This window comes from Nostoc sp. (assembly GCF_036917235.1).
GTDB lineage: Bacteria > Cyanobacteriota > Cyanobacteriia > Cyanobacteriales > Nostocaceae > Nostoc.
The window spans coordinates 70,399-93,184 of the sequence record NZ_JBALDU010000053.1 but is presented as its reverse complement, the minus strand read 5'-3'; the positions used below and the strand labels follow the sequence as shown (position 1 = coordinate 93,184).

Annotated in this window: 20 protein-coding genes and 1 tRNA gene; 11 read left to right on the top strand and 10 right to left on the bottom strand. The window is 41.8% G+C overall.

From position 1 onward, the window contains the following. Positions 1-89: 89 nt before the first annotated feature. Together V7K44_RS16725 and V7K44_RS16720 are read left to right on the top strand one after the other, a co-directional pair. Complete coding sequence (locus V7K44_RS16725) at positions 90-503, top strand: cupin domain-containing protein (protein WP_334933063.1); 414 nt, start codon at positions 90-92, stop codon at positions 501-503. A 176-nt stretch (positions 504-679) separates the two neighbouring features. Continuing rightward, complete coding sequence (locus tag V7K44_RS16720) at positions 680-892, top strand: lmo0937 family membrane protein (protein WP_334933062.1); 213 nt, start codon at positions 680-682, stop codon at positions 890-892. A 94-nt stretch (positions 893-986) separates the two neighbouring features. Here the strand turns inward: V7K44_RS16720 and V7K44_RS16715 are convergent, their stop codons facing one another. The 5 genes from V7K44_RS16715 to V7K44_RS16695 form a co-directional block, all read right to left on the bottom strand. Then, a complete protein-coding gene (locus tag V7K44_RS16715) occupies positions 987-1,781 on the bottom strand; it encodes a class I SAM-dependent methyltransferase (protein WP_334933061.1) in 795 nt (264 codons plus the stop codon). Between the two features lie 167 nt (positions 1,782-1,948). Beyond that, positions 1,949-3,157, bottom strand: a complete 1,209-nt coding sequence (locus tag V7K44_RS16710) for a 4-hydroxy-3-methylbut-2-enyl diphosphate reductase (RefSeq protein ID WP_334933060.1) — start codon at positions 3,155-3,157, stop codon at positions 1,949-1,951. Positions 3,158-3,274: 117 nt separating this feature from the next. Beyond that, the gene (locus V7K44_RS16705; RefSeq protein WP_334933059.1) at positions 3,275-4,141 is read right to left on the bottom strand and encodes an SGNH/GDSL hydrolase family protein; all 867 of its coding nucleotides are present in this window, start codon (positions 4,139-4,141) and stop codon (positions 3,275-3,277) included. A gap of 147 nt (positions 4,142-4,288) precedes the next feature. Further along, positions 4,289-5,683, bottom strand: a complete 1,395-nt coding sequence (locus tag V7K44_RS16700; protein WP_442940700.1) for an ammonium transporter — start codon at positions 5,681-5,683, stop codon at positions 4,289-4,291. Between the two features lie 691 nt (positions 5,684-6,374). Continuing rightward, positions 6,375-6,698, bottom strand: coding sequence for a YnfA family protein (locus V7K44_RS16695; protein ID WP_334933057.1), 324 nt, complete (start codon positions 6,696-6,698; stop codon positions 6,375-6,377). 287 nt (positions 6,699-6,985) lie between these two features. Here V7K44_RS16695 and V7K44_RS16690 point away from each other — a divergent pair, with 287 nt between their 5' ends. Continuing rightward, entirely contained in the window at positions 6,986-11,677 is a 4,692-nt protein-coding gene (locus V7K44_RS16690; protein ID WP_334933056.1) for a GAF domain-containing protein, read from the top strand. Between the two features lie 328 nt (positions 11,678-12,005). On the opposite strand, the gene V7K44_RS16685 is transcribed toward V7K44_RS16690, so the two are convergent. Both V7K44_RS16685 and V7K44_RS16680 read right to left on the bottom strand, forming a co-directional pair. Continuing rightward, positions 12,006-12,209 (bottom strand): hypothetical protein, encoded by a 204-nt coding sequence (locus tag V7K44_RS16685; protein ID WP_334933055.1) that lies wholly within the window; start codon positions 12,207-12,209, stop codon positions 12,006-12,008. Between the two features lie 82 nt (positions 12,210-12,291). Next, the gene (locus tag V7K44_RS16680; RefSeq protein WP_334712787.1) at positions 12,292-12,432 is read right to left on the bottom strand and encodes a hypothetical protein; all 141 of its coding nucleotides are present in this window, start codon (positions 12,430-12,432) and stop codon (positions 12,292-12,294) included. Between the two features lie 94 nt (positions 12,433-12,526). Between V7K44_RS16680 and V7K44_RS16675 the strand changes: the two genes are divergently transcribed. From V7K44_RS16675 to V7K44_RS16655, 5 genes are all read left to right on the top strand, one after another. Then, positions 12,527-12,727, top strand: coding sequence for a hypothetical protein (locus V7K44_RS16675; protein WP_012407952.1), 201 nt, complete (start codon positions 12,527-12,529; stop codon positions 12,725-12,727). A gap of 472 nt (positions 12,728-13,199) precedes the next feature. Further along, the gene (locus V7K44_RS16670) at positions 13,200-13,904 is read left to right on the top strand and encodes a hypothetical protein (protein WP_334933054.1); all 705 of its coding nucleotides are present in this window, start codon (positions 13,200-13,202) and stop codon (positions 13,902-13,904) included. 32 nt (positions 13,905-13,936) lie between these two features. Further along, positions 13,937-14,005 (top strand) — tRNA-Phe (locus V7K44_RS16665). Positions 14,006-14,109: 104 nt separating this feature from the next. Continuing rightward, on the top strand, positions 14,110-14,289 hold the full coding sequence (locus V7K44_RS16660; protein WP_334933053.1) for a hypothetical protein: 180 nt from the start codon (positions 14,110-14,112) through the stop codon (positions 14,287-14,289). 289 nt (positions 14,290-14,578) lie between these two features. Further along, the gene (locus V7K44_RS16655) at positions 14,579-16,012 is read left to right on the top strand and encodes a vWA domain-containing protein (protein WP_334933052.1); all 1,434 of its coding nucleotides are present in this window, start codon (positions 14,579-14,581) and stop codon (positions 16,010-16,012) included. A gap of 61 nt (positions 16,013-16,073) precedes the next feature. Here the strand turns inward: V7K44_RS16655 and V7K44_RS16650 are convergent, their stop codons facing one another. Together V7K44_RS16650 and V7K44_RS16645 are read right to left on the bottom strand one after the other, a co-directional pair. Next, the gene (locus tag V7K44_RS16650) at positions 16,074-16,901 is read right to left on the bottom strand and encodes a DUF4351 domain-containing protein (protein ID WP_334933051.1); all 828 of its coding nucleotides are present in this window, start codon (positions 16,899-16,901) and stop codon (positions 16,074-16,076) included. A 456-nt stretch (positions 16,902-17,357) separates the two neighbouring features. Beyond that, positions 17,358-17,738, bottom strand: a complete 381-nt coding sequence (locus tag V7K44_RS16645) for a hypothetical protein (RefSeq protein WP_334933050.1) — start codon at positions 17,736-17,738, stop codon at positions 17,358-17,360. A gap of 99 nt (positions 17,739-17,837) precedes the next feature. Here V7K44_RS16645 and V7K44_RS16640 point away from each other — a divergent pair, with 99 nt between their 5' ends. Together V7K44_RS16640 and V7K44_RS16635 are read left to right on the top strand one after the other, a co-directional pair. Continuing rightward, positions 17,838-18,668 (top strand): hypothetical protein, encoded by an 831-nt coding sequence (locus V7K44_RS16640; RefSeq protein WP_334933114.1) that lies wholly within the window; start codon positions 17,838-17,840, stop codon positions 18,666-18,668. A gap of 8 nt (positions 18,669-18,676) precedes the next feature. Continuing rightward, positions 18,677-19,315 carry a HesA/MoeB/ThiF family protein gene (locus V7K44_RS16635; RefSeq protein WP_334933049.1) on the top strand — a complete coding sequence of 213 codons (639 nt, stop codon included), beginning with the start codon at positions 18,677-18,679 and terminating at the stop codon, positions 19,313-19,315. 393 nt (positions 19,316-19,708) lie between these two features. Here V7K44_RS16635 and V7K44_RS16630 read toward each other — a convergent pair whose 3' ends face one another. After that, complete coding sequence (locus V7K44_RS16630) at positions 19,709-21,211, bottom strand: acyl--CoA ligase (RefSeq protein ID WP_334933048.1); 1,503 nt, start codon at positions 21,209-21,211, stop codon at positions 19,709-19,711. A 343-nt stretch (positions 21,212-21,554) separates the two neighbouring features. Here V7K44_RS16630 and V7K44_RS16625 point away from each other — a divergent pair, with 343 nt between their 5' ends. Then, on the top strand, positions 21,555-22,625 hold the full coding sequence (locus tag V7K44_RS16625; protein ID WP_334933047.1) for a glycosyltransferase family 4 protein: 1,071 nt from the start codon (positions 21,555-21,557) through the stop codon (positions 22,623-22,625). The last annotated feature ends 161 nt before the right edge of the window (positions 22,626-22,786 follow it).

Genomic DNA, 22,786 nt, shown 5'->3' with positions numbered 1-22,786 from the left:
TGCAAGTTTTCAGAGTTTGTAGTCAGCACTTTAGTGCTTAGAAAATAAGGACTAAAGTTTTTACTCACACAATAAAAAAGAGCAATTTTATGCAGAATAACTCATCAAATAAACCAACAATTGACTACTGGCACGTCTGGAGCGATCGCGACGGTATAAGTCACCAATCTCGTTGTCAAATTGAGGACTTTATTGAAAAAGGCATAGCCCCAGATACTTCACCGCAGTGGCTTTCTAAGTTGAAACAGTCCGGTGCCACAATCACCTTTACTGTGCTACCCGTGGGATGGGTTGGCAACTGGCATGAGAACCCGAAGCCTCAGTGGATAATCCCAATGTCGGGACGCTGGTTTGTGGAGACTATGGACGGACAGCGAGTCGAGATGGGCCCTGGCGAAATTTCATTTGGAGAAGATCAGAATACAAAAGCAGACGCGCAAGGTCATAAAGCTCACTTATCTGGAACAGTAGGCGATGCACCTGCTGTTCTGATAATGGTGTAACTTGAAGAGACTCCGACTATAGAGCAATCCTGTCGCTCGAGGTAATGATGGAGGCAGTTAACTGACACCTCAAAGCCGCTAGCTCTATCTAATTAAATAGTAACGAAAGATTAAGCATACTAAGTCACTTTGAGTTATGGCGTAAAGTAATATTTCTTAAGGCAAATAGAAAAAAAGTGAAGATAGGGAGTAAAATATTTGAACAAATTAAAACTGATTTGATTCAGAACAAATATATGTTTAGTATACTTTGGGGTATTGTTGTTATACTGGTTGCCTTTTGGGCATTAGGGCTGACACTTCATATTGCCGGAAATTTAATTCACGCAGTGTTGCTTATAGCCATTGGCCTTGCTATCTATAATTTTTTCAAAGCGCGTGATGTGTGAATAAATATAGCATTTTCTCATCATAGTAAGGTACATCATAGTCTCTTCCTCCCTTGCGGGGGAGGTTGAAGATGGGGTTATTGTACCTTACTCATTATTCACCCTTTCGCTCGACTTTATCGGCAATTACAAACAAGTAATCTCCGTGATTGTTTTCATATTTATTAACAATATCTGTGATGCGTCCTGTATTAATATCTGCTGCTAGCCTTTGACACCCTGTGGTTATTTCTTCTGGCGAAGCTAGCAGAGCAAATGTAGAAATTCCAGAGCGGATATTTTCATCTAAATATATTTCAGGACGATATTTACCACTATATAAAAACAGGTCTTGCAAGTTTTTACAAATAGAATAAGGTTCGCTACTTACTGAGTTAAAATCTGCCTCATGGAGAGCATATTTGACCTCTTCTAAACTTGGCATTTGTTTAGCTGATTTATATATAGCTTCTGGAAAATATTCGACTAACCAATATTTGCTAATTTGCTCTGGTGTAGCAGTAAATAATACAAAATGACCACTTCTCAAGACACGGTAGATTTCTTTAAAAGCAGGGATTAATGCAGCAAAATGATGTATTGCTAGCGTGCACAACACACCAGAGAAACTTCTATCAGTATAAGGTAACGACTCTACTTGGGAAACTTGCCAAGCGATATTATTATTCTTATTTTTAGCAGTATCAATCATCAGTTTTGACTGATCTATTCCACGCCAAATACCACCATGTTTTGCCAAAGCTATTGTGTAATTTCCGGTGCCACACCCCACATCTAGATATGAAGAATGTGAATTAATTCGGAGGTGAAAAGCTAATCGAGCAGCAATGTCAGGATCGGCGCGACGAGTCAAATCATACCCCTTACCAATTTGCTGATAAACAGACATTTTTTTAGGTTTTCAAATTATTCAAACACTGAAGATTAGTTACTGATAACTGATATTTGTGTGTACTTCGCCAATAATCAAATCGATCATTTGTATAAGGCGGGCAAGATGCCCACCCCACAACAAGTAACTGGATATTTTTTATTTGCAAATTCCTCTGAGAACTTTTAAACCAGTGCTGCTGTTGCTTTCACAGCAAAAATCTTCTCAATCACATCTTCTACAACCTTATCTGGGGTAGAAGCACCAGAAGTAATTCCTACGACAATTTCACCATCTGGCAACCAGTTTTCTGTAATTATTAATTGCCCATTTAATTGTCGATGTTCTATAGAATCTCCTAATTTAATTCGTTCAACAGTATCAATGTGATAAGAAGGAATTCCCCGCTCAAAGGCAATTTGTTGCAACTGAGTAGTATTCGAGGAATTAAACCCACCAATTACTACTATCAAATCTAAATTATGTTCTACTAACTCCAGCATGGCATCTTGCCGTTCTTGAGTGGCATCACAAATGGTGTTGAAGCTTTGGAAATGCTGATTTAACTCGGTGGGGCCATATTTCTGTAACATAGTCCGCTCAAAAAGCTTGCCTATTTGCTCAGTTTCGCCTTTAAGCATGGTAGTTTGGTTAGCAATGCCAACTCTTTCTAAATCGCGATCGGGGTCAAATCCTGCTGAACAAGCTTTAGCAAATTTTGTCATAAATTCTTCACGGTTGCCACCATTGATAATATAGTCAGCAACATATTCTGCTTCTTGCAAATTCAACACAATTAAATACTTGCCGGCGAAGGAACTAGTCGCAACTGTTTCTTCGTGCTTATATTTACCGTGAATTATTGATGTATAATCGATTTTTTTGTGCTTTTCTACTGTATTCCAAACTTTAGATACCCAAGGACAAGTTGTATCAACAATTTTGCAGCCTTTCTCGTGAAGTATCTGCATTTCTTGAACGCTAGCCCCAAAAGCGGGTAATATGACCACATCACCAATTCCAACAACAGAAAAGTCTTTATTCTTTCCTTCAATGGGGATGAATTCTACTTCCATCTCCTGCATCCGCTGATTTACAGAAGGGTTGTGGATAATCTCGTTAGTAATCCAGATGTGTTCTGTGGGGAAGTGCTGACGGGTTTCGTAGGCCATGGCCACAGCCCTTTCTACACCCCAGCAAAAACCAAAGGCTTGTGCTAGTCGGATTGTCACATTACCCCGTTGCAGAGTGTAATTGCGATCGCGAATTTCCTGAATTAAGTTACTCTGATACTCAGATTGCAACTGTGTAGCAACTTCTGCTTGATGACCAAAGCCCTTGCGATTGTAATTTTCTGAATGTTGGAGGCTGCGCTTAAAAGCTTTTGTATCCATTAGATTTGTCTACTTAAACTCACTATTTCTTATTTTCTCGCGCCTAGACGCGATTAATACAAAGTTGTATTCAAAGATATTATCAGAGAGGGGCAAAGGGAAAAGGATTTAATACCTTTACCCTTTACCCTTTAACCTTTTCCCCTCTTTTTCTTGCTGGGGTTTTAATTCAATCTCGCTATAAATCTGCAATGCAGAACGCCAAACCATATAGCCTTCAGGACTTAAGTGTAAGCCATCAGTAGTAAATTCGCGGCGGAGATTTCCTTGCTTGTTGGTAAACAAGGGATGTAAATCGAGATATTTGACACCTTTTTTGGTAGATATGCTTTGCAGTTGCTGATTCAACTCGCGAATGCGACTATTGGCAACAGCCAGAAGTTTTTCTCGTCCTTTCCAAGTTGCTTCTTCTGCCCCATGTGGCAAAATCGATTGCACAACAATTTGCGCTGTGGGATGCGTCTGTCGTAGGTGATTGATAATTTGCCGCTGATTATCTAAAATTTCCCCATCCTTCATCCCCCGAATTAGGTCATTAATACCAATCATCACAAAAATCACCTCTGGCTGGGTGCGATCAAATATTTTTAATCTTTTCAATAGTCCATTGCTGGTTTCGCCAGAAATTCCTTGATTGAGCCAATTTTTACCTTCGGGTAATAACTCAGGGGGAAACCACAAACTCAGAGAATCTCCCGCCAAGATGGTTAAATGCGGAGGATGTTGGTCAGCAGCGACCTTGGCTTCTTGGTTGAGGATATCTACCCACTCTTGATAAGTGAGTTGGTGACGGCGACCTAAATCAGGTGTAGCAATTTGCGGTGAATTATTCAGGTTAATTGGCTGTGGGGATGCGATTATCCCAAAAAAAGCGGCCAATCTCTGCTGTTGCCAAATTAGCAGGATGACCGCCAACATTAAGACGCCGTTGGTTAACAGCGAGAAAAATGCCCAGATAGGAAAGGTTTTTGCAGATGTAGACACGACTAGCGAAATTTACCAATTATTTGAATCAAATTTTAACGCTAGCGATCGCAAATCAGCCCAATTTTGGATTTTGAATTTTGGATTTTGGATTGAAAGAAAAATCTAAAATCTAAAATCCAAAATTGAAGGACTCAGCACTCTTTACTAAGTAGGACGATCGCCAAACTCGGAGTTGTAACCTTCTTCGCCGTGTTCGTTGATATCCAAACCTTGCAATTCTGCTTCCTCTTTGACTCGCAGCCCGACTGTAGCATCGATAACTTTGAGAATAATCCACGTACCAACACCTGCGATTACATAGGCAACGGCAATTGCTACTAGTTCAACTCCCAATTCACCAAAATTACCGCGTAACACTCCGTCTTTACCTCCTCCGTTGACTTGAGTCGTGGCAAAGATAGCCGTTAAAATTGCCCCCACTGTACCACCAACGCCATGCACGGGATAAGTATCTAAAGCATCGTCAATTTGTAGCTTGTGCTTGAAACTGATCGCGTAGAAGCAAACAAAGGCGGTGATGAAACCAATTAAAATCGCTGATAGCGGTGTGACAAATCCGGCAGCGGGAGTGATGCCCACTAAACCAGCGACGGCTCCTGTCGCTGCTCCCACGGCGGTTGGTTTACCCCGTAAAACACTCTCCAAAATTAGCCACATTAAAGCCGCTGCTGCCGCCGCCGCATTGGTGGCCACAAAGGCTGTTGTTGCCACATTTGTGACGACATTACCAGAGGTTCCACTAGCAACAGATAGGGCACTTCCAGCGTTGAAACCGAACCAACCAAACCACAACAAGCCAGCACCCAATAAAATGAAAGGAACATTGTGGGGCGGGCTAAGACGATCGGGATGGGTTTTGCGAGGGCCAAGGACGATCGCAGCTACCAGGGCTGAAACCCCAGAACTAATATGAACTACTGTGCCACCTGCAAAGTCCAGGGCACCTAATCCACCATACAAACCTAAAAATCCACCTTTCGCCCAGACCATGTGAGCCAGGGGAGCGTAAACAAAGGTTGACCACAGTAGCACAAACAGCGAATAGGCGCGGAAACTCATCCGCTCTGCGATCGCCCCAGAAATTAAGGCTGGGGTGATAATGGCAAACATGGCTTGGTAGATCATGAATGCCTGATGGGGTATTGTTCCGGCATAAGAGACGACTTCCGGCGGATTTGACCCTTTAAGATAATCGGTTATCTCTAACCCGACACCATTCAAGCCCAGCCATTGCAATCCACCGATAAACGGTAAACCCGGCGCAAAGGAAAGACTATAGCCCCACAGAATCCAGGTAACTCCGACGATCGCCATTAACACAAAGCTCATCATCAATGTGTTTAGAATGTTGCGCGATCGCACAAATCCACCATAGAAAAACGCCAATCCTGGTGTCATGAGCAGCACAAGTGCTGCTGAGATCAGCATAAATGCCGTATCTCCAGTATCAGCAGTAGGTGGAGCAGCAGTTGGGGTTTGGGCAAAAGCATTGCCCATCAACGGCCCTCCTAAAAACAGTAGGGTGATAGCTCCAATCATCACAACTTTCTTCAACACTTTTTTTTCTTCCTAAGCACCAACGATTTGTATCCTTAACTACATTTGATTACTTTTATGGACACATTTTTGTCTTAAAAGTTACTTAACCTGAATTTTCTTGAAATGTTAACAAAAATATAATCCAGATTGTAGTTGCCAGGATTTAAATTAGCGTATAAACACGCAATCATTACATTGCATCTTTTTTTTTAAAGAGAAGAATAGCATTTTATTCAAGCCTGACAAAATTCCAAATTTTTAGTTACCTACTGTTACAAAACAAAATACTGGTGATAATTTACAGGTCTCGTAAATTATCACCAGTATTTTCAGAGAATTTACACAAATATACAGCAGATTTAAACATCTCTACGAACGCGAATAGGCGACGGAGATAGAGGCTACGCCAATATGAGGTACAGAAATACCCTACTCGTGCGATCGCGGAGCGTCTTCTAGAGAAGGGAAAAGCAAATTGCGTGAGCGTTGGGGAGGACTATACCTCATGTAGTTGCAAAATGCTGCATCATGAGTTGCTTCTATAATCTCCCGCATAAACGCGTAGATATGCAGATGCGTACTTTTGACAGGTTAGTTGCTAAAAAACTTTTGCAATTTTGCGTGAGATTATTATCTGTTTCAAAGGGAACACCACAAAGGTTATTGGTTCCAGATAATATAGAAATTTTACTTAAGTTCTGGGAGCAAACATGATAATTAAAACACTCACTAAAGCTAAACATACTCCGATTAAGTCGTAGCGGTCTGGAGTTACCCCGTCTACTTTCCAACCCCAAAGCATTGCCATTGCGATAAACACGCCGCCATAAGCCGCATACACTCTCCCAAAATTTGTTGGTTGGAGAGTTGCAATAACCCCATAGAAAGCTAAAGCAATTCCCCCCACTATGCCCAACCAGGACGGCTTACCTTCTCGCAACCACAACCAGATTAAGTAGCCGCCCCCAATTTCCAATAAACCAGCCCACAAAAAATACAGCAGGGACTTAATCATTTGACCGATTATTTAATAACATATAACTCAGTAAAATTACGCTAACGCTTTTAAGTAAACTATTGTCATTAATTAAAGGTAAGTTTGTTGACCAAATTGGGCATGGGGCATTGGGCATTGAGCATGGAGAAGAGACAAGGAAGACAAGGAAGAGGGGGGAGACAAGGCAGAGACTTGTTCAATAATCCCCCCTTCTCCTTGTCCCCTTGTCCCCTTGTCTCCTTGTCTCCCTCATCCCACTTGTCCCCTCATTTCCCCAATCCCCAGAATGTAGATAAGGCTCAAGGATGAAAGCACCATTACCTGACAACGAAGCCCAGAGAATCGAGGCAATTTTGCAGTATAAGATTCTCGATACGCCATCGGAAGCCACCTTTGACGATCTGACTCGTTTAGCCTCGTATATTTGTCAGACTCCTATTGCCTTAATTAGCTTAATTGATACAAATCGCCAATGGTTCAAGTCAAAAGTTGGAATGGAAGCCCCAGAAACGCACCGAGATTTCGCATTCTGTGCCCATGCCATTCTCCAGCCTGATGTTTTGGTCGTGCCTGATGCAAAAAATGACGAACGGTTCGCAACAAATCCACTGGTAACATCTGACCCAAATATTCGGTTTTATGCTGGTGTACCTTTAACTAACCCTGAAGGATACGCCCTCGGAACCCTATGTGTAATTGACTACGCACCACGAGAACTTACTCCAGAACAAATAGAGACATTACGAACTTTAGGTCGTCAAGTCATTAAGCAACTGGAATTGCGCCGAAATTTAGCAAGTTTGGTACTTGCTTCCAAGAAAACCAACCAAGTACAGAGGGTACGCAAGCAACTTTTCAAAAAGATTGCAGCAAGTTTTGGTTTATCGTCAATAATTTTAGTTCTGATTGGGGTGGTTTCTTATCAAAATACAAGAGTATTTACTAATTTTAATCGCAGTATAGTAAAAAATACTTATAAAAAACTTAATAGCCTAGAGGAAATACTGTCCCAGGTAAAGGATGCTGAAATTGGACAACGTAGTTACATCTTCACTGGAGAAAAACTTTATCTAAAATCGTATCAAACAGCACTTGATAACGTCGATCGAGAAATTTTCAAGCTGAGGAATTTAACAGCAGCTCAAGCGAACCAACAAAAGCAGATTGCAACGCTTGAATTTCTGATAACGGCTAAACTTACTGAACTAAAACAGACTATCGACTTGCGCCAGAAAAAGGGATTAGAGGCGGCGTTGCAAGTACTGCTGAAAAACGATCGAGAAAATCTCATGGATGATATCCGCAAGGCAATCAATGAGATGGAAAACCAGGACAGGGGCCGAATCCAACAGCAGTCACAAACAGCAAAGACTTGGACTCGAAACACAATTCTGACAATGGCGATCGCTATTTGCCTAAGTTTTATCGTTCTTGCTGTAGTCTACTACTCGATCTATCGTGAAGTTATTGAGCAGAAGAGGACAGAAGAAACCTTAAATCAAGAACACAACTTTATCTCAGCAGTCCTTGATACAGTCGGTGCGTTGGTAATAGTTCTCGATTCTCAAGGGCAAATTGTTCGTTTCAATCAAGCTTGTGAGCAAATAACTGGTTATTCCTTTGATGAGGTGAGGGGTAGGTATTGTTGGAACTTGTTCCTCATTCCCGAAGAGGTGGAGCCAGTCAAAGCAGTTTTTGATCAGTTACGATCTGGTCAACCTTCCAATAATTATGAAAATTATTGGGTAATGAAAGATGGGAGTCGGCGGCTGATTGCCTGGTCGAATACCACTTTAAAAGACTATGAGGGCTATGTTGAGTACATTGTCGTCACTGGCATTGACATTACCGATGGCAAACGCGCACAACAGCATCTAACTGCACAATATGTTGCAACCCGCGTTTTAGCCGAATCTGCCACCATCAGCGAAGCTACTCGCAAAATCTTGCAAGGAATCTGTGAGAGTTTGGCATGGGATTTGGGTGAAATTTGGATGGTAGATGAGCAAGCAAATGTGCTGCATTTTCTCGATATTTGGCATAAAGCATCCATTGAAATGCAAGAGTTTGAAATACTGAAGCGGCAAACCACCTTTGCACCCGGAATTGGACTACCTGGAAAGGTTTGGGCTAGTTCTGAACCTGTTTGGATCGCTGATATTGCTAAAGATATTAATTTTCCCAACTTCAAAATAGCTGCTCAAGTAGGACTACATGCAGCTTTTGGTTTTCCGATCCGCAACGGTAACAAAATCCTCGGTATCATTACCTGCTTCAACCGTGAAATCCAGCCCCTTGACGAAGATTTAGTAAAAACGATGAATTCTATCGGCGAGCAAGTAGGGCAATTTATCCAGCGTAAACAGGCTGAAGAAGAAATACAACGCCAAAATTTGCGATCGCAACTATTTACCGAAATCACCCTGAAGATTCGTCAATCTTTGGACATCGAAGAAATTCTCCAAATCACTGTCGAAGAGGTACAAAAGATTCTCCAGACTGACCGAGTTTTAATCTATCAGCTGATGCCAGATCAGTCTGCAAACACCGTTATTGAAGCAGTAGTTTCTGGCTTACCAGCAATCAAAGAGCAAAACAACGCCGCCCTCTACTTGGAAGCAGAATATCTCCAACAGTACTATCTACAGCAGTACCGTCAAGGCAAGATTTTCGGACTGGATAGCTTGGATCTCCTGGAAGTTCAACAAAGCCATCTGGAATTAATGCAACAGTTTGGGGTCAAAGTCAATTTGGTTGTGCCCATTCTTGTTAAAGAAGAACTTCGTGGTTTACTCATAGTTCATCAGTGTGACGATTCCCACCACTGGTCTAGCTTTGAAACCGATCTTTTGCGGCAAATAGCCGACCAAGTAGGTATTGCTTTAACCCAAGCCCAACTATTAGCAGCAGAAACTCGTCAGCGACAAGAACTTGAAATTGCCCGTCGCCAAGCTGAATTAGCTTCTCAGACGAAAAGTGCTTTTTTGGCAAATATCAGTCATGAAATTCGCACTCCGATGAACGCTGTGTTGGGGATGACCAGTTTGGTCTTAGATACTCCCTTAGACGAAGAACAGCGAGATTTTATTGAAATAATTCGCAGTAGTGGAGACGCTCTTTTAAGTTTGATCAACGAGATTTTGGATCTTTCCAAACTTGAGGCTGGAGAGATGGCTCTCGAAACTCTCGATTTTGACCTATCCACTTGTGTAGAAGAAGTGGTGGAATTATTGGCTCCTTCAGCCCATAACAAGGGATTAGAAATTGCTGCAATAATCGATCGCAATGTACCCACTCAACTCAAAGGAGATACTGGTAGGCTGCGGCAAATTTTGATGAACTTAATCAGCAACGCCATCAAATTTACCAGCGCTGGCGAAGTATTAGTGCAAGCAGAATTGCGTACGTTTTCTCCGACTACAGCCACTATCCATTTTGCCATTACAGATACAGGTCTTGGCATTAGCCCTGAAGACCAACGCAAACTCTTTACACCATTTACCCAAGTGGATGCTTCGACCACTCGCAAGTATGGTGGTACCGGTTTGGGATTAGCCATCTGTAAACAACTTGTAACTTTGATGGGAGGAGTGATTGGGGTAGAAAGTCAGATGGACAAAGGATCTAAGTTTTGGTTTGAGGTGCTTTTTACCAAACAAGTTGAGCCTGTTGAGCCAAAATGCGTACGCGGACTTTTGCAAAATCGCCGCTTATTGGTAGTGGATCACAACACTACTAATTATAAAATTATCTCCCATCAAGCTACTCATTGGGGAATGGAGGTAGATCGAGCTGACAGTATTGCTGTGGCTGTTAAAGTTATTCAGCAAGCTAGCGAGCAGGGGAAATCATATCATCTTGCCTTGGTTGATATGCAAATAGCCCAAACAAATGGCATGACAATAAAAGAACAAATTTCAGCCAATTCTGCAATTGCTAAAATCCCTTTGATTATGCTCGCCTCTACTAATCAACGGGATGAAGTACAACAGGCGCTCAAAATCGGATTTGCTACTTATTTATTCAAACCCATTAAGCCATCACGACTCCTTGATGCCATCATAAATATTTTAGAAACTCAGCCGGAATCAGAACAAGAATTTAGAGGCAGGAAGCTAGAAGCTACAGAAGAAATTCTGAGTACAGAAACTTCAGGTATTCTTACTTCTTCCCCTAACTCCTCTACTAAATCAAAGTTGAGAATTCTGTTAGCCGAAGATAATTTGGTGAATCAAAAAGTAGCACTAAACCAACTTCAGAGTTTGGGCTATAAAGCCGATGTCGTTGCCAATGGACAGGAAGTTTTGCAGCTATTAGAAAAAATCCCTTACGATTTGATTTTAATGGATTGCCAAATGCCAATTCTCGACGGTTTGGAAACCACAAAAGAAATTCATCGTTGGCAAGAGGATGCTTTTGCATTGGGTCATCGTCCTGTGGTGATTGCGATGACAGCTAATGTGATGAAAGAAGACGAACAAACCTGTCTAAATGCCGGAATGGATGACTATTTGAGTAAGCCAGTATTTAAAGAAAAATTGGCTGAGACTTTAGAGCATTGGACAGGTGTGATCGTTTCCCAGCAAGAGGCAGGTGTGTATGAACAGACAGTTTCCACTGACTTAGCAATTGATTGGGAACACTTGCATCGGATATCGGGAAATGATGAAGAATTTGAATTAAATTTATTGCAAATATCCATTGAAGATATTAAACCACGTTTAGAAATAATTAAAGCAGCGATCGCAGCTGATGACTTTGGGCAAATAGCGCGAGAAACTCATCACCTTAAAGGTGCTAGTGCCAACATTGGAGCCACAGCTATGTACTTAGCAACTGACAAACTAGAACAACTAGCTAGCGATCGAGACTTTAAAGGCACTACTAATTTAATTTTAGAATTAGAAGAATTTGTCAACTGCATTCAATACTTTTTAATTAAAAACAAAGTCGTGAAGGAGGCAGAAGGCAGCAGACAGGGGGCAGGTGGGCACTGAGCGATTTGCCTATGGCAATGGACTGTACAACGCTGGCGCTCTTAGTACAATACGGTTCAGTTAAGGTTAAAACTCCTTTTCAAAGTCAATTTTTTTAACGAACCGCAGAGGCGCAGAGGGCACAGAGAGCCGGAAAAAATGCTTAACTGAACCGTATTGGCTCTTAGTACAGCTTTGCATTAATTCGTAGCGAATGGACTCAAACAGACTTTGCGTTACTCTGCACGACGGCAATCGCTACAACGGGGGGAACCCCGGCAACGCGCTGCCTCCCCTTTGCGTTTAAATTTCAACCCTCAATTCACCGCGGTTTTACGCAAAGCTGTACTTAGATTATGCACCAAGTCAACCTGCTCTGTTGCTGGCTGAAAACCAAGATTGTGGTGTGGAGTTGAAAGACTGTCATGAAAGAAGGTACTGGTTCCGCCACGCTCGTGCCAAATGCTGAAAAATGGTCGATGCTGTCGGGCAATGGTTTCCATGACACTACATCAAGGATAATTGCCCGATCCATTCCGACACTTGACATCATGTAAACAAAGCACTACATTTGTAGTGTACAAGAAAAGCCTCCTCAAAAGCATTGCAATAATGCTTTCCTTGGGTCTGTAGCTCTAACGGTAGAGTTCCCAGATGTCACTTGTGCCCTGACAGAAAAAGCTTACATACTTGCTCAATGGTAGAGCGATCGTCTCTAAAACGATAAGGTGCAGGTTCAATTCCTGCGGTGTAACCACAGCTTTTTCAACTTGCATGAGGTGTGAGTGTAACTCTCACAGGGAGGGTATCGGTTCAATCCCGATCAGATCCACTAATATCAATTCGTAATTAAAACAAGAGGTGATTACAATGGTTCATATTCGATTTGAAGGACGTTCTGTTGATGTGCCAAAAACCCAATTGGGAATTGCAGCAGGGATGAATGATGTGGCGGTGAAGGAGCGTGTTGCTCGACATTTAGATGTAAATAGCGATCGCCTTTCTGCTTACGTAATCGATCGCCGCCCTAGTGGTGATTTGATTGTCCGCCCTGAAGCTGTTTATGGTTAAATTTCCGAGTCATCCGTGCCCCAACAGAAGAAGCATACATACACATTCATAACGGCCCTAAGGGAGTAAAGTTCGAGCGATCGGACTAAGCGAACCATGATTTATAAGTCTCTCGCAGATTTAGCGTGCGTGCCCACTGCCAATATTTGGTAAGAGCGGCCGTAGCTGTAAAAAGCTTCTCGAACTTGCACGGAATGAATTAAGACATAATTCCGCGCCCTAACTTGTGAAGTCTACACACACTCCGGCAACGGAATGCAGGTTCGATTCCTGCCGCTCCCTTTGATGGGAGCGTAGCCAAACTGGTATAGGCAACTGTGAAAACTGCTTTGCTAACTTGTGCGGAATTTCAATTATTTAAATCGTATTTGTCTATAATTTTTACCCAATACGGAGGTGAGTTCAATGATGTTAGCTAACTCATGTTTAATAACAACTCAATTAGTACAACTGAATTTAAACAACGTGAGATATGAGCGAACATCGTTTGAGCGAAATTGTGATTGAGCGTCCTCGCGGTGGGAGGAGAATTAGCCTCAAAAAGGTGACTGGCTTTAAGAAGCGATTATACAAAATCACCGAGGATGCAATTCAGGATGGATTGTTGAATCCCTACCTGATTAAACCAATAAATAAATCTAAGTATCTTTCAGATCATCTCGGCCCTCTGCGTCGGTTTTTGCGTTCAAAAGTCGGACAGCCTTGGAATGAAGTTTACAGCCAACTGTGTCAACGATTAGATCCCAACACAATGGCAGGACGGCATGTTATCGATCATGTGTGGGACTATGTTGAGCGGTATGTGGAAATAATTGATGGTGGTTTTTACAGCAAGCCTTACCAAGGGTATGGAATGCAGCTAAATACAAACCACCGCGATCGCTTCTATATCCATCCTGAAACCGGAATTCTTTGTGCAGTCGAGAAAGTACCTCGAAAGCAGAAGCAAAAGCAGGAACAAACTGATATTCTCATCATTGATAATTATCATCAATACCAAAAGCTAAACGACATTTGGTATTTAATTACCTTTGAAGATATTCCGTCAGTACACACTCATTATGTAATGGATGCTGCCAATGTGATATGTAGAGGTGAAAAAATTTACGCTGTTAGTAAAAAGCAGTGTAACAAGAAAGAAATTCGATTTATTTTAAATCAACTTTCTAAAAACTAAAATTTTCACTTCGTGCCCTAACTGAAAAAGCTTACATACTAGCCGAATGGTAAGGCACTTGACTGAAGATCAAGCAACTACGGGTTCAAATCCCGTGTGTGAATCAACAGCTTTTTCGACTTGCACGAGGTGATTTTATTTCATTTAAATATGGAGGTGAGAACGATGAAAAAGATTAATTCTTTCAACATCGAGCCTGAAGATTTTGACGATTTCTGCTTTTGAACCCTTGAGCAAACGTCGTCGTGGCTTCCCATCTGAAAAAGCTGTTAAACGTGGCCATCGCCTTGTTCATGGCGACAAGGAACTACAAGAAAAGCTTGGTAACAATGACCTTTGTCTTTGTGGTTCTGGTCGCTGCTTTCAAGAAGTGCTGTCGCAATAGCGGCAGATATGATGGCAGCTTACGCAGCTACTACTTTTAGGGAGTAGTACTAAGGATTTCGATACGTTACATCAAAACTGGCAGTTGTTGCCGCGCCCCGATCGCAGAAGCTTACATAATTTTGAAAAAGTTATACACAATGCTTCTACAACTTGCGCGGTGACTTTATCGCCCCGCGTGCAACATCTGCCTCCTTCAATTTTGGATTTTAGATTGCAATCCAAAATCGTTCGACTGAGCGAAGCCGAAGTCTAAAATCCAAAATCCAAAATTCCTAAAGGAGGTTCTCATGAATATCGCAGAACGCGATCTGCGTTTAGAAATGCTCAATAGTTTGCTCACAACTCCTCACCGCAAACTTGAGCAAGTCGCAGAAATTCACAAGTTAATTGTTGAACTCGATCCCCTTTTCTACGGACATTTAGCAGTGTGGTATCAGCGTCATGGCGATGTCCGCGACCATAAAGAAGTATTCATAGCTCATTTACTAACCAGCAATTTGATTGAACACCGGGATGCTGGATTTATGATGCTGCAAGAGTTTCCACCCTATCAGGTGGCTCGTGTGGTGGACTTCATGAAGCAGCAGCAAAATAAACTACCTCGTTCCGCTCGGACTGCGGTACGGCGTTACTTGAAGGTACGGGAGAGCAATCCGGCTCTGTTTGATCGCGCCGCTTTGCGAGGTCGTAAGGCAATGAAGCACTTATATGCTTCACTGCACATCAAGCCAAATGAACGGGCAAATGCGATTTTGTTTGGCGATACTCCTCCAGAGGGTTCTTTAGCAAATGTGCTGAAGCAGCTTGCTAAGGCAGAAAATGCCGCAGAACAGGCACGGCTGATTGTGGAGTTCAAAATTCCCTATACGATCGCAATTGGTGCAATCAAGCAACTTACACCTGTTGTCTTGGTGGCGTTAATCAACAGCATGACTCCTCAAGAAGCGATCAATAATCTCAAGTCTCTCCAGACTAGAGGTGCAATGGATCACCCAGAAGTCAAGAAGCTGATTGATTCCAAGTTGGAAGCAGCGTCTAAGAGTACCCGTGTCTCAGCATTCAAAGCCCAGGTTGCCGCAGACGCAGGAGATTTTGACGCAGACACGGTTGCCCAACTGGAAAAGGTGACAAACGAACAGGTAAAGCGGCGTGGTGCGATCGCTCGTCCAACTGCTTTATTGGTGGACAAATCTGGTTCAATGGAAAATGCGATCGCGATCGGTAAACAACTCGCTGCTCTAATCTCTGGTATCACTCAGGCAGAACTGTTTGTCTACGCCTTTGACACCATTCCTTACGCTATTACAGCAAAGGGCAAGGAGTTAACAGACTGGGAGCGTGCTTTCCAGCATATCAATGCAGGCGGTGGTACTAGTATCGGTTGTGCATTGGAAGCAATGCGGAAGAAGAAGCAGGTAGTTGACCAGATTATCATAGTGACGGATGAGGGCGAAAATGCTGCTCCTTACTTCGGTGAAGTCTACAAGAACTACTGCCGGGAGTTGGCGATAATGCCCAATGTGGTGATTGTCCGTGTGGGTGGTCATTACGACTGGGTGGAGACTCAACTCAAGCAGCAGCAAGCACCTGTAGATACGTTCACTTTCGCAGGTGACTACTACAGTTTGCCGAACATTGTCCCACTGCTAACGCGCCCCTCTCGTCTAGATTTGCTGATGGAGATTTTGGATGTGCCGTTGCCTGTGCGAGATGATAAATAAGTTCTAAAATTATAACAATGCTTATTATTATAAATAGTAAGCATTGATTTATTTGTAAATTTTAACCGTTTGTATTTTGCTCAAGCCAAGCAACTAAATCAGATGTATTTGAAAAATCTAAAAATTCTTCTCCTAAACTTTCTAATTGCTCGGTAGATAATACTTTGAGACGCTCGATTATTAGTAAATCTATCTTACCAAAACGTCTATTTAAAAGACGTAAAGTATATTTAAACGCTTCCTTTTGTTCTCCTTTTTGTAAAATATACTGATAAATCACTGATTCTTGCATAGTTGCCTCCCGTAATAATTGCAGAATCAAATCTTGCTCAAACTTTAACCCTGCTAAAATCTCAGTATAAGCAGCAGTATTTTGTCTTATCTCGATATCTGGAATTTTAGCAATTTCCTGGGCAACCTGGGATAATAACGTTTGGGGTGAATCTGTTTGTGTTAGTGGTGCTAAAGGTAATAATGCTAGATTGCTAAGAAATAGCGCTGAATCTTGCTCCCACATCCGTATAACTCGATAACGGTGGGTTGTTACCTCACTGACATATTCATCAGTAAAAGCGATCGCGTCACTTGTCTCTTGTAAGAAAATAACTACTTGTGTGACAGGAACTTGATATTTACGTGTCAATCTAACGTAATAATCTAGCATCCGCAGAGAAATTGGTTTTTGTGATTTGATAGTAGTTTGAAATTCTAGGTGTAAAATCCGATTTTCTGTTTGCAGAAATGTTACTGAGTCAGCGCGTATGGGTTCGATGCTCAATTCAGTTTTTAAAATTTCAATTTTTTGCGGTTCTTGATTTAATAACCAACGAGTAAAATCAAGGGGATACTTTTCTGCAAGGAACTTACAAAGGTTATCATATTCTGCCATCTAAAGGATTACACTTGATTTTATTTATTATTTTATATTAGATTGGCCTCTTAGCAGTTTAGCCGTATTACCAGCGTCATCAATGAGTATTTCAGTAGATTAATGAGTGATATCAAGTAACAGCAATCGCTCTACTCCAAAATCTCTGATTTCATCTCTTCCAATTTTATGTAGTATCTTGTATTATATAAATATCCTGCGTGCCCCAACTTGTGGAGCCTACATACTAGTACGAGAGGAACGGTACACTGCCAAATGCAGTGGGCGTGTGTGAACGGGGAGTGCGAAGAACCTGGGAGGTAGGCTCAAAAGTAGCCATCCTTGAAAGAGTGTGTAACAACTCACCAGCGGAGTCCCTCTAGTAACTGAGAACACGCAATGCTCCACCAACTTGCACGCAGGAATTTTACTACTTCCTAAGTAAGAGGCTATTGATTAACAAAATTAAAATTAACTTCAAGTTTTTGACTTTAATACTTCTATAGCTTTAAATCCTTCTATAGTCTGACCTAAAAATATCATGGGAATAGCCAAGCCAAACGGTTTACCTGTTTGAATCAAATTGTAAATGGCAGTTAAAGCATTTAGCGACATCAATCCTACTGCAATAGCTAGTGCAATTTTTGATTTACGTTGGACAAAGAAACCTAGAACTAGATAGAGTAAACCAAAAAATAAAGAACAAAAACCTAATATTAGATAATCAGGCAATCGACTACCAGCAACAAAGAATATTATGCTTAGAAAAATACTCAAAACTCCAATTGCGTAAACTGCACGGTAAGCAGATGCTAACTTTTTTCGGGATTCTGATATTTGTTGTATTTGGGTAGTCATTATTTTTCTATTTTTTGTGTTTACTGTCCGACAATTATGTTTTTTATATACTCCGTACTGACAATAATCTTGAGTAATTATGCGTAAACAGAGATAATGATGACTGACATCCGTAAGCTAATTAACCAAATTGCGATCGCAGAAGCACAATTACACAGCACCCAATTCCTTGCACCCTGTGTCAAAGGTGGACGAGTTCGCACACGGGTAGCCAGGATGATCTACACCTTCAGCCCAAAGCCTAGTAAATTTGAAGGCTGGGGCATCTTTCAGGCTGTGGATGAGAAAACAGCAACGGTTGTAGAAGAGGCAGACTTGCCCGAAATTGCAGGATACCTGCAACACTTTCCCCAAATACGGCTGCGGTTAGCACACCAACTGCAAAAACAAACTTGGTTAGCATATCCTGTCAATGAAGCAGATGTGCGTCAACGCTTCAAGGTAGTTAAGCCGATCGCAGTCCACTTAGTTACGGAGGGCGTTACCTTTGAGCAAATCATTGCCCGATGGAATGGACAGTCTTGCTGGTTCGAGGAAGTAGATCGCCGTACCGATCCGGTAATTGTGGAAACTCTGCAATCTGCCGTTAAGCAACTCATTCCGGCTGAGGAATTACAGTTTAAGGGCATTACTCCAGAAATCCGTACAGTGTATGAATTAGCAACTCGGCGCATTGAGGGATTTACGCAACCCCAACAGGATGAAAAGCGACTGAAAAAGGCTTTGCAAATGGGTGGCGGAGAATTAAACCAATTCCACGATCGCAGCGACTACTGGACAGTCGATTGGACAACTGCTGATGGTGTTCGCCATAGTAGTGCGATCGCTAAAGCTGACTTGACTGTTGTCAGTTCTGGTATTTGTCTGAGTGGACGCGATCGCGATTTTGATTTGCAATCTTTAGTAGGTGTGATGGAACAACAAGAGTAGTGAGAACAATGAGTATCTTTTTTCACGAACAGCTTTACCGCACCAATGCTGTGATGACAAAGCTGAAAAACTATCCTATAACCATTTGTGGCGCTGGAGCATTAGGAGCTAACATTGCAGAAAACTTAGCTCGGTCTGGTTTTGATAAACTCACAGTGATAGATTGCGATCGCATTGAGGAGCGTAACCTTTCGACTCAGCCTTATTACCGTTCTGATGTTGGAGCTTTCAAGGCGAAGATTTTGGCGAACAATTTATATCGAGCAATTGGTACTAAAGTTGATGCCAAAACAAAGGAGTTGACACCAGCAAATACAAATCAATTACTTCAAGACAGCCAGCTAATTATCGATGTCTTTGACAATAGCGTGGCACGTCAAGCAGTGAAAGATTATGCTGAAAAATTAAGCATTCCTTGTCTTCATGCCGGACTATCGGCTGATTATGCAGAAGTGATTTGGAATGACGTTTATCGCGTTCCTTCCGAGGTGAATGATGATGTTTGCGATTATCCGTTGGCGCGAAACCTAGTGATTTTAACTGTTGCTGTGGCGTGTGAAGCGATCGTTTCATTCATTGCCACAGCAGAACAGCGTAACTTCAGTATCACCCAGAAGGATCTGACTATTCAATCTCTGTTTTTATAGATTGCGTAGACGTTTGTGATTTTGACGATAAATTGACCATCAGTCTGTTGAGAGCGTGTCAGACAATGAAGTTGAGTTACCTGCGGTAATAGACTGTACAACGCTGGCGATCGTGGATCTTGCACCAAGTCAATCTGCAACTTGTAAAACAAAGTAATGCCGCAACTCTTGGAGACGCTGCGCGAACGTTGATGGTTGAAAATTTAATTTCAGGTGGAGAGGGGTGCTGGTGAAGTGAAATAATACCAATTTGAAAAAAGAATGCGACAAATAGACCATTTGTAGAGACGCGATTCATGAGCCAGCGCGTTGCGGGAGTTCCCCCCGTTGTAGCGACTGGCGTCGCGTCTTTACCCAAGGATGTGTTGCAATCATTAATTGAATTGGTACTCCCTACTGCCCTATATTCAGTAATTTCGCCATCGCTAACCGTTGCAGTTTATCGGTAGCACCACGAGGTAGTTGATCTAAAATGTGAATTTGCTTGGGAACTTTGAAGTCTGCCAGCATAGTTGCACAGTGAGCTAAAAGTTCTTTTTCGCCAGCTTCTGCTTTCAGAACCACAGCCGCGTGGATATCTTCTCCTAAAGATTTGTGGGGGACGGCAAAGGCTAAGGCTTCAGAGACGGCAGGATGGCGCAGCAAGACATCATCCACTTCTAAAGGAGAAATTTTTTCCCCACCCCGGTTAATCAATTCTTTAATCCGTCCAGTCAAGCGGAGGTAGCCATCTGCATCGACTGCACCTTGATCTCCGGTGCGGAACCAACCATTCACAAAAGCAGTGGCGTTAGCTTCTGGATTGTTTTCGTAGCCATCTATAACGTTGGGTGCTTTTATCACCACCTCGCCCAAGCTTCCCTGAGATAATAGGTTGCCTTCGGAGTCCATAATGCCCACTTCCACACCGAAGCCATAACCTACAGTACCTGGTTTCCTGACTTTTGGCGGTAGGGGATTGGTGGTCATTAAGTGAGATGCTTCAGTCATGCTGTAAGATTCCACCACAGGAGCATTCAGAGTTGCCTCTAGCTGTTCAATGATAATCGGCGGCAAAGAAGCACTACTAGAGCGAATAAAACGAAAGTGGTTAGCTTTGACAATTTCTGAGTTGCGGCTAGCGCGCGCCAAAATCGTCTGATGCATGGTTGGCGCTGCGGAGTACCAAGTGGGTTTGTAGGTATCTACCAGTTTCCAAAACTCCAAAGCATTAAAACCATTGGGACAAACTAATGTACCACCCGAAGCCAGAGTTGCCAGCAAACAGCCCACCAATCCGTGAACATGGAATAGGGGCATTAGGCAAAGTGTAGTATCAGCTGCTGTGAGTGAGTAAGCACTAATCAGGTTGCCAGCTGAAGCGATTAAGTTGCGATGACGAATCGGCACACGCTTGGGACGACTGGTAGTGCCGCTAGTGTGGAGAATCATCGCTATATCATCAGCGTTGGGGGCTGTGGGATTCGCGGATTCTGCTGGTTTTGAGCCTGTTTTGACTAATTCAAAGCTTAATGTGCCGTCAGTATTTACCTTGGCATTAATCAGCATCATATCGGGTGTGACACTAGCAATGGCTGCTTCTAACCCCTCAGACAACGTAATCAGTGCTTTTGCTTGGGTATCTTGATAGTAAAAGGCAAATTCTTCTTGCTTGTATTTAGGATTTAAGGGCGCAGCAGTGCCAGATAGGGCAGCAGCCAAAAAGGTAATCGCCATTGGTGAACCGTTAGTCATGGCAATGGCAATGCGTTCTCCCCGTTTCAATCCAAAGCTGTTGAGTTGAGATACCAGTCCAATAACATTCTCGCGTAATTGCTTATAAGTTAGCGATCGCCCATCAGGCGTAACTAGGGCTGGATGATTGTCTTCTCCTACTAAAAGCTCAAATAAATTCATTAGTTTTTGTGATCTGTAAATACATGATTTAGCTTAAACAAAAAATTGTTACTTAGCTTTGAGTTATGAGAGAGTGCTAGAATGCTGTTATTAACAACAATGTTTTAAATATCCTCATAACAATCCCTATGGCAGAATTTTGTTATGGAGATCATCCTGTAAAATCATAAAAGTGTACATTGAATAAAAATAAATTTATGGAGTTGCGCTCAAGCAGATAGAGTTATTAGTATTAATTCTCAAAATGCTCTTGGAGTACGCCTTTGGATATAAACTAGAAGAAATTCGTTCAATAGTTTATATAAATAACCGTGTACTCAATTTCCAAAAAATATTAATAGTAATGATGAGTCCTATAAAAATTACTATGTTGGGCGAAAGCTTGGAGCGCCAAGGTGGAATAGTTTCTGTGGAGAAGCTCATTCTTGAAGAAACTACCTCTGATATTCAAATTGAACACATTACGACTTTACCGAATGGTTCTACTTTCCATAAAGTGTTAGTGTTTTTGCAAGCAATAGGTGAGTTGTTTTGGAACTTATTAAACCAAAGAGCTGACCTAATTCACATCCATGTTTCAGATAGAGGTAGTGCTTTTCGCCATTCAATTACTACTCTTATTGGTTGGTTATTTAAAAAACCAGTAATTATTCATACTCATAGTGCTGATTTTCATTTATTTTACTCTAAACTACCTCAATTGCTTCAGCAGTGGCTAAGTTGGTCGTTTTGTAAATGTACCCGTTTTATTGTTTTATCAGATAGCTGGAAAATTTTTTACATTGAGAATCTTGGTTTAAAGCTAGAGCAAGTTATTGTTCTCCCTAACCCAGTAAAAATTCCTGCACAAATTCCACAGCGAATAGATTCTAAACAGATATTTTTCTTATTTTTAGGGCGCATTGGTGAGCGCAAAGGTGCTTTTGATTTAATTAAAGCATTTGCTTCTATGCCTGTTGCTCAACAAAGCCAAGCCAAGTTAGTTATAGCGGGGGATGGAGATGTAGAACAAGCTCGTAGTTTGATCCCAACTCTAAATCTTACTGACTACATCACTATTCTTGATTGGGTAGATAAAGAAAAACGTGACGAGCTTTTAACTAAAGCTGATGTCTTTGTGTTACCTTCCTACAACGAAGGTCTGCCTATGGCACTACTAGAAGCAATGAGTTGGGGTTTGGCAGTTATCACTACCGCAGTAGGAGGAATACCCGAAATAGTTACTCAAAATCAGAATGGTTTATTAGTTAATCCAGGGGATATTCAACAATTGTCAGAGGCAATGCAATCTTTAATTACAGACGAAAATCTGAGAATATCTTTGGGAAATAACGCACGAGTCCGAGTTAAACACTTGGACATAAATAATTATCTTACATCTTTAAGATGCATTTATACAGCAGTTATCAATTGAGAATCATCTTGATAAAAATAGGTTGAAGTGACTTACACTATGTATTAAATACCGAGCTTAAAAACAACGTAATTGATTCTGTATAAGGATAATAGGCGTTTAAAAAGTATGTATTTAATATTAGGAAAAATCAAGGAAACGATAAAGGTATTAAGCTTTTG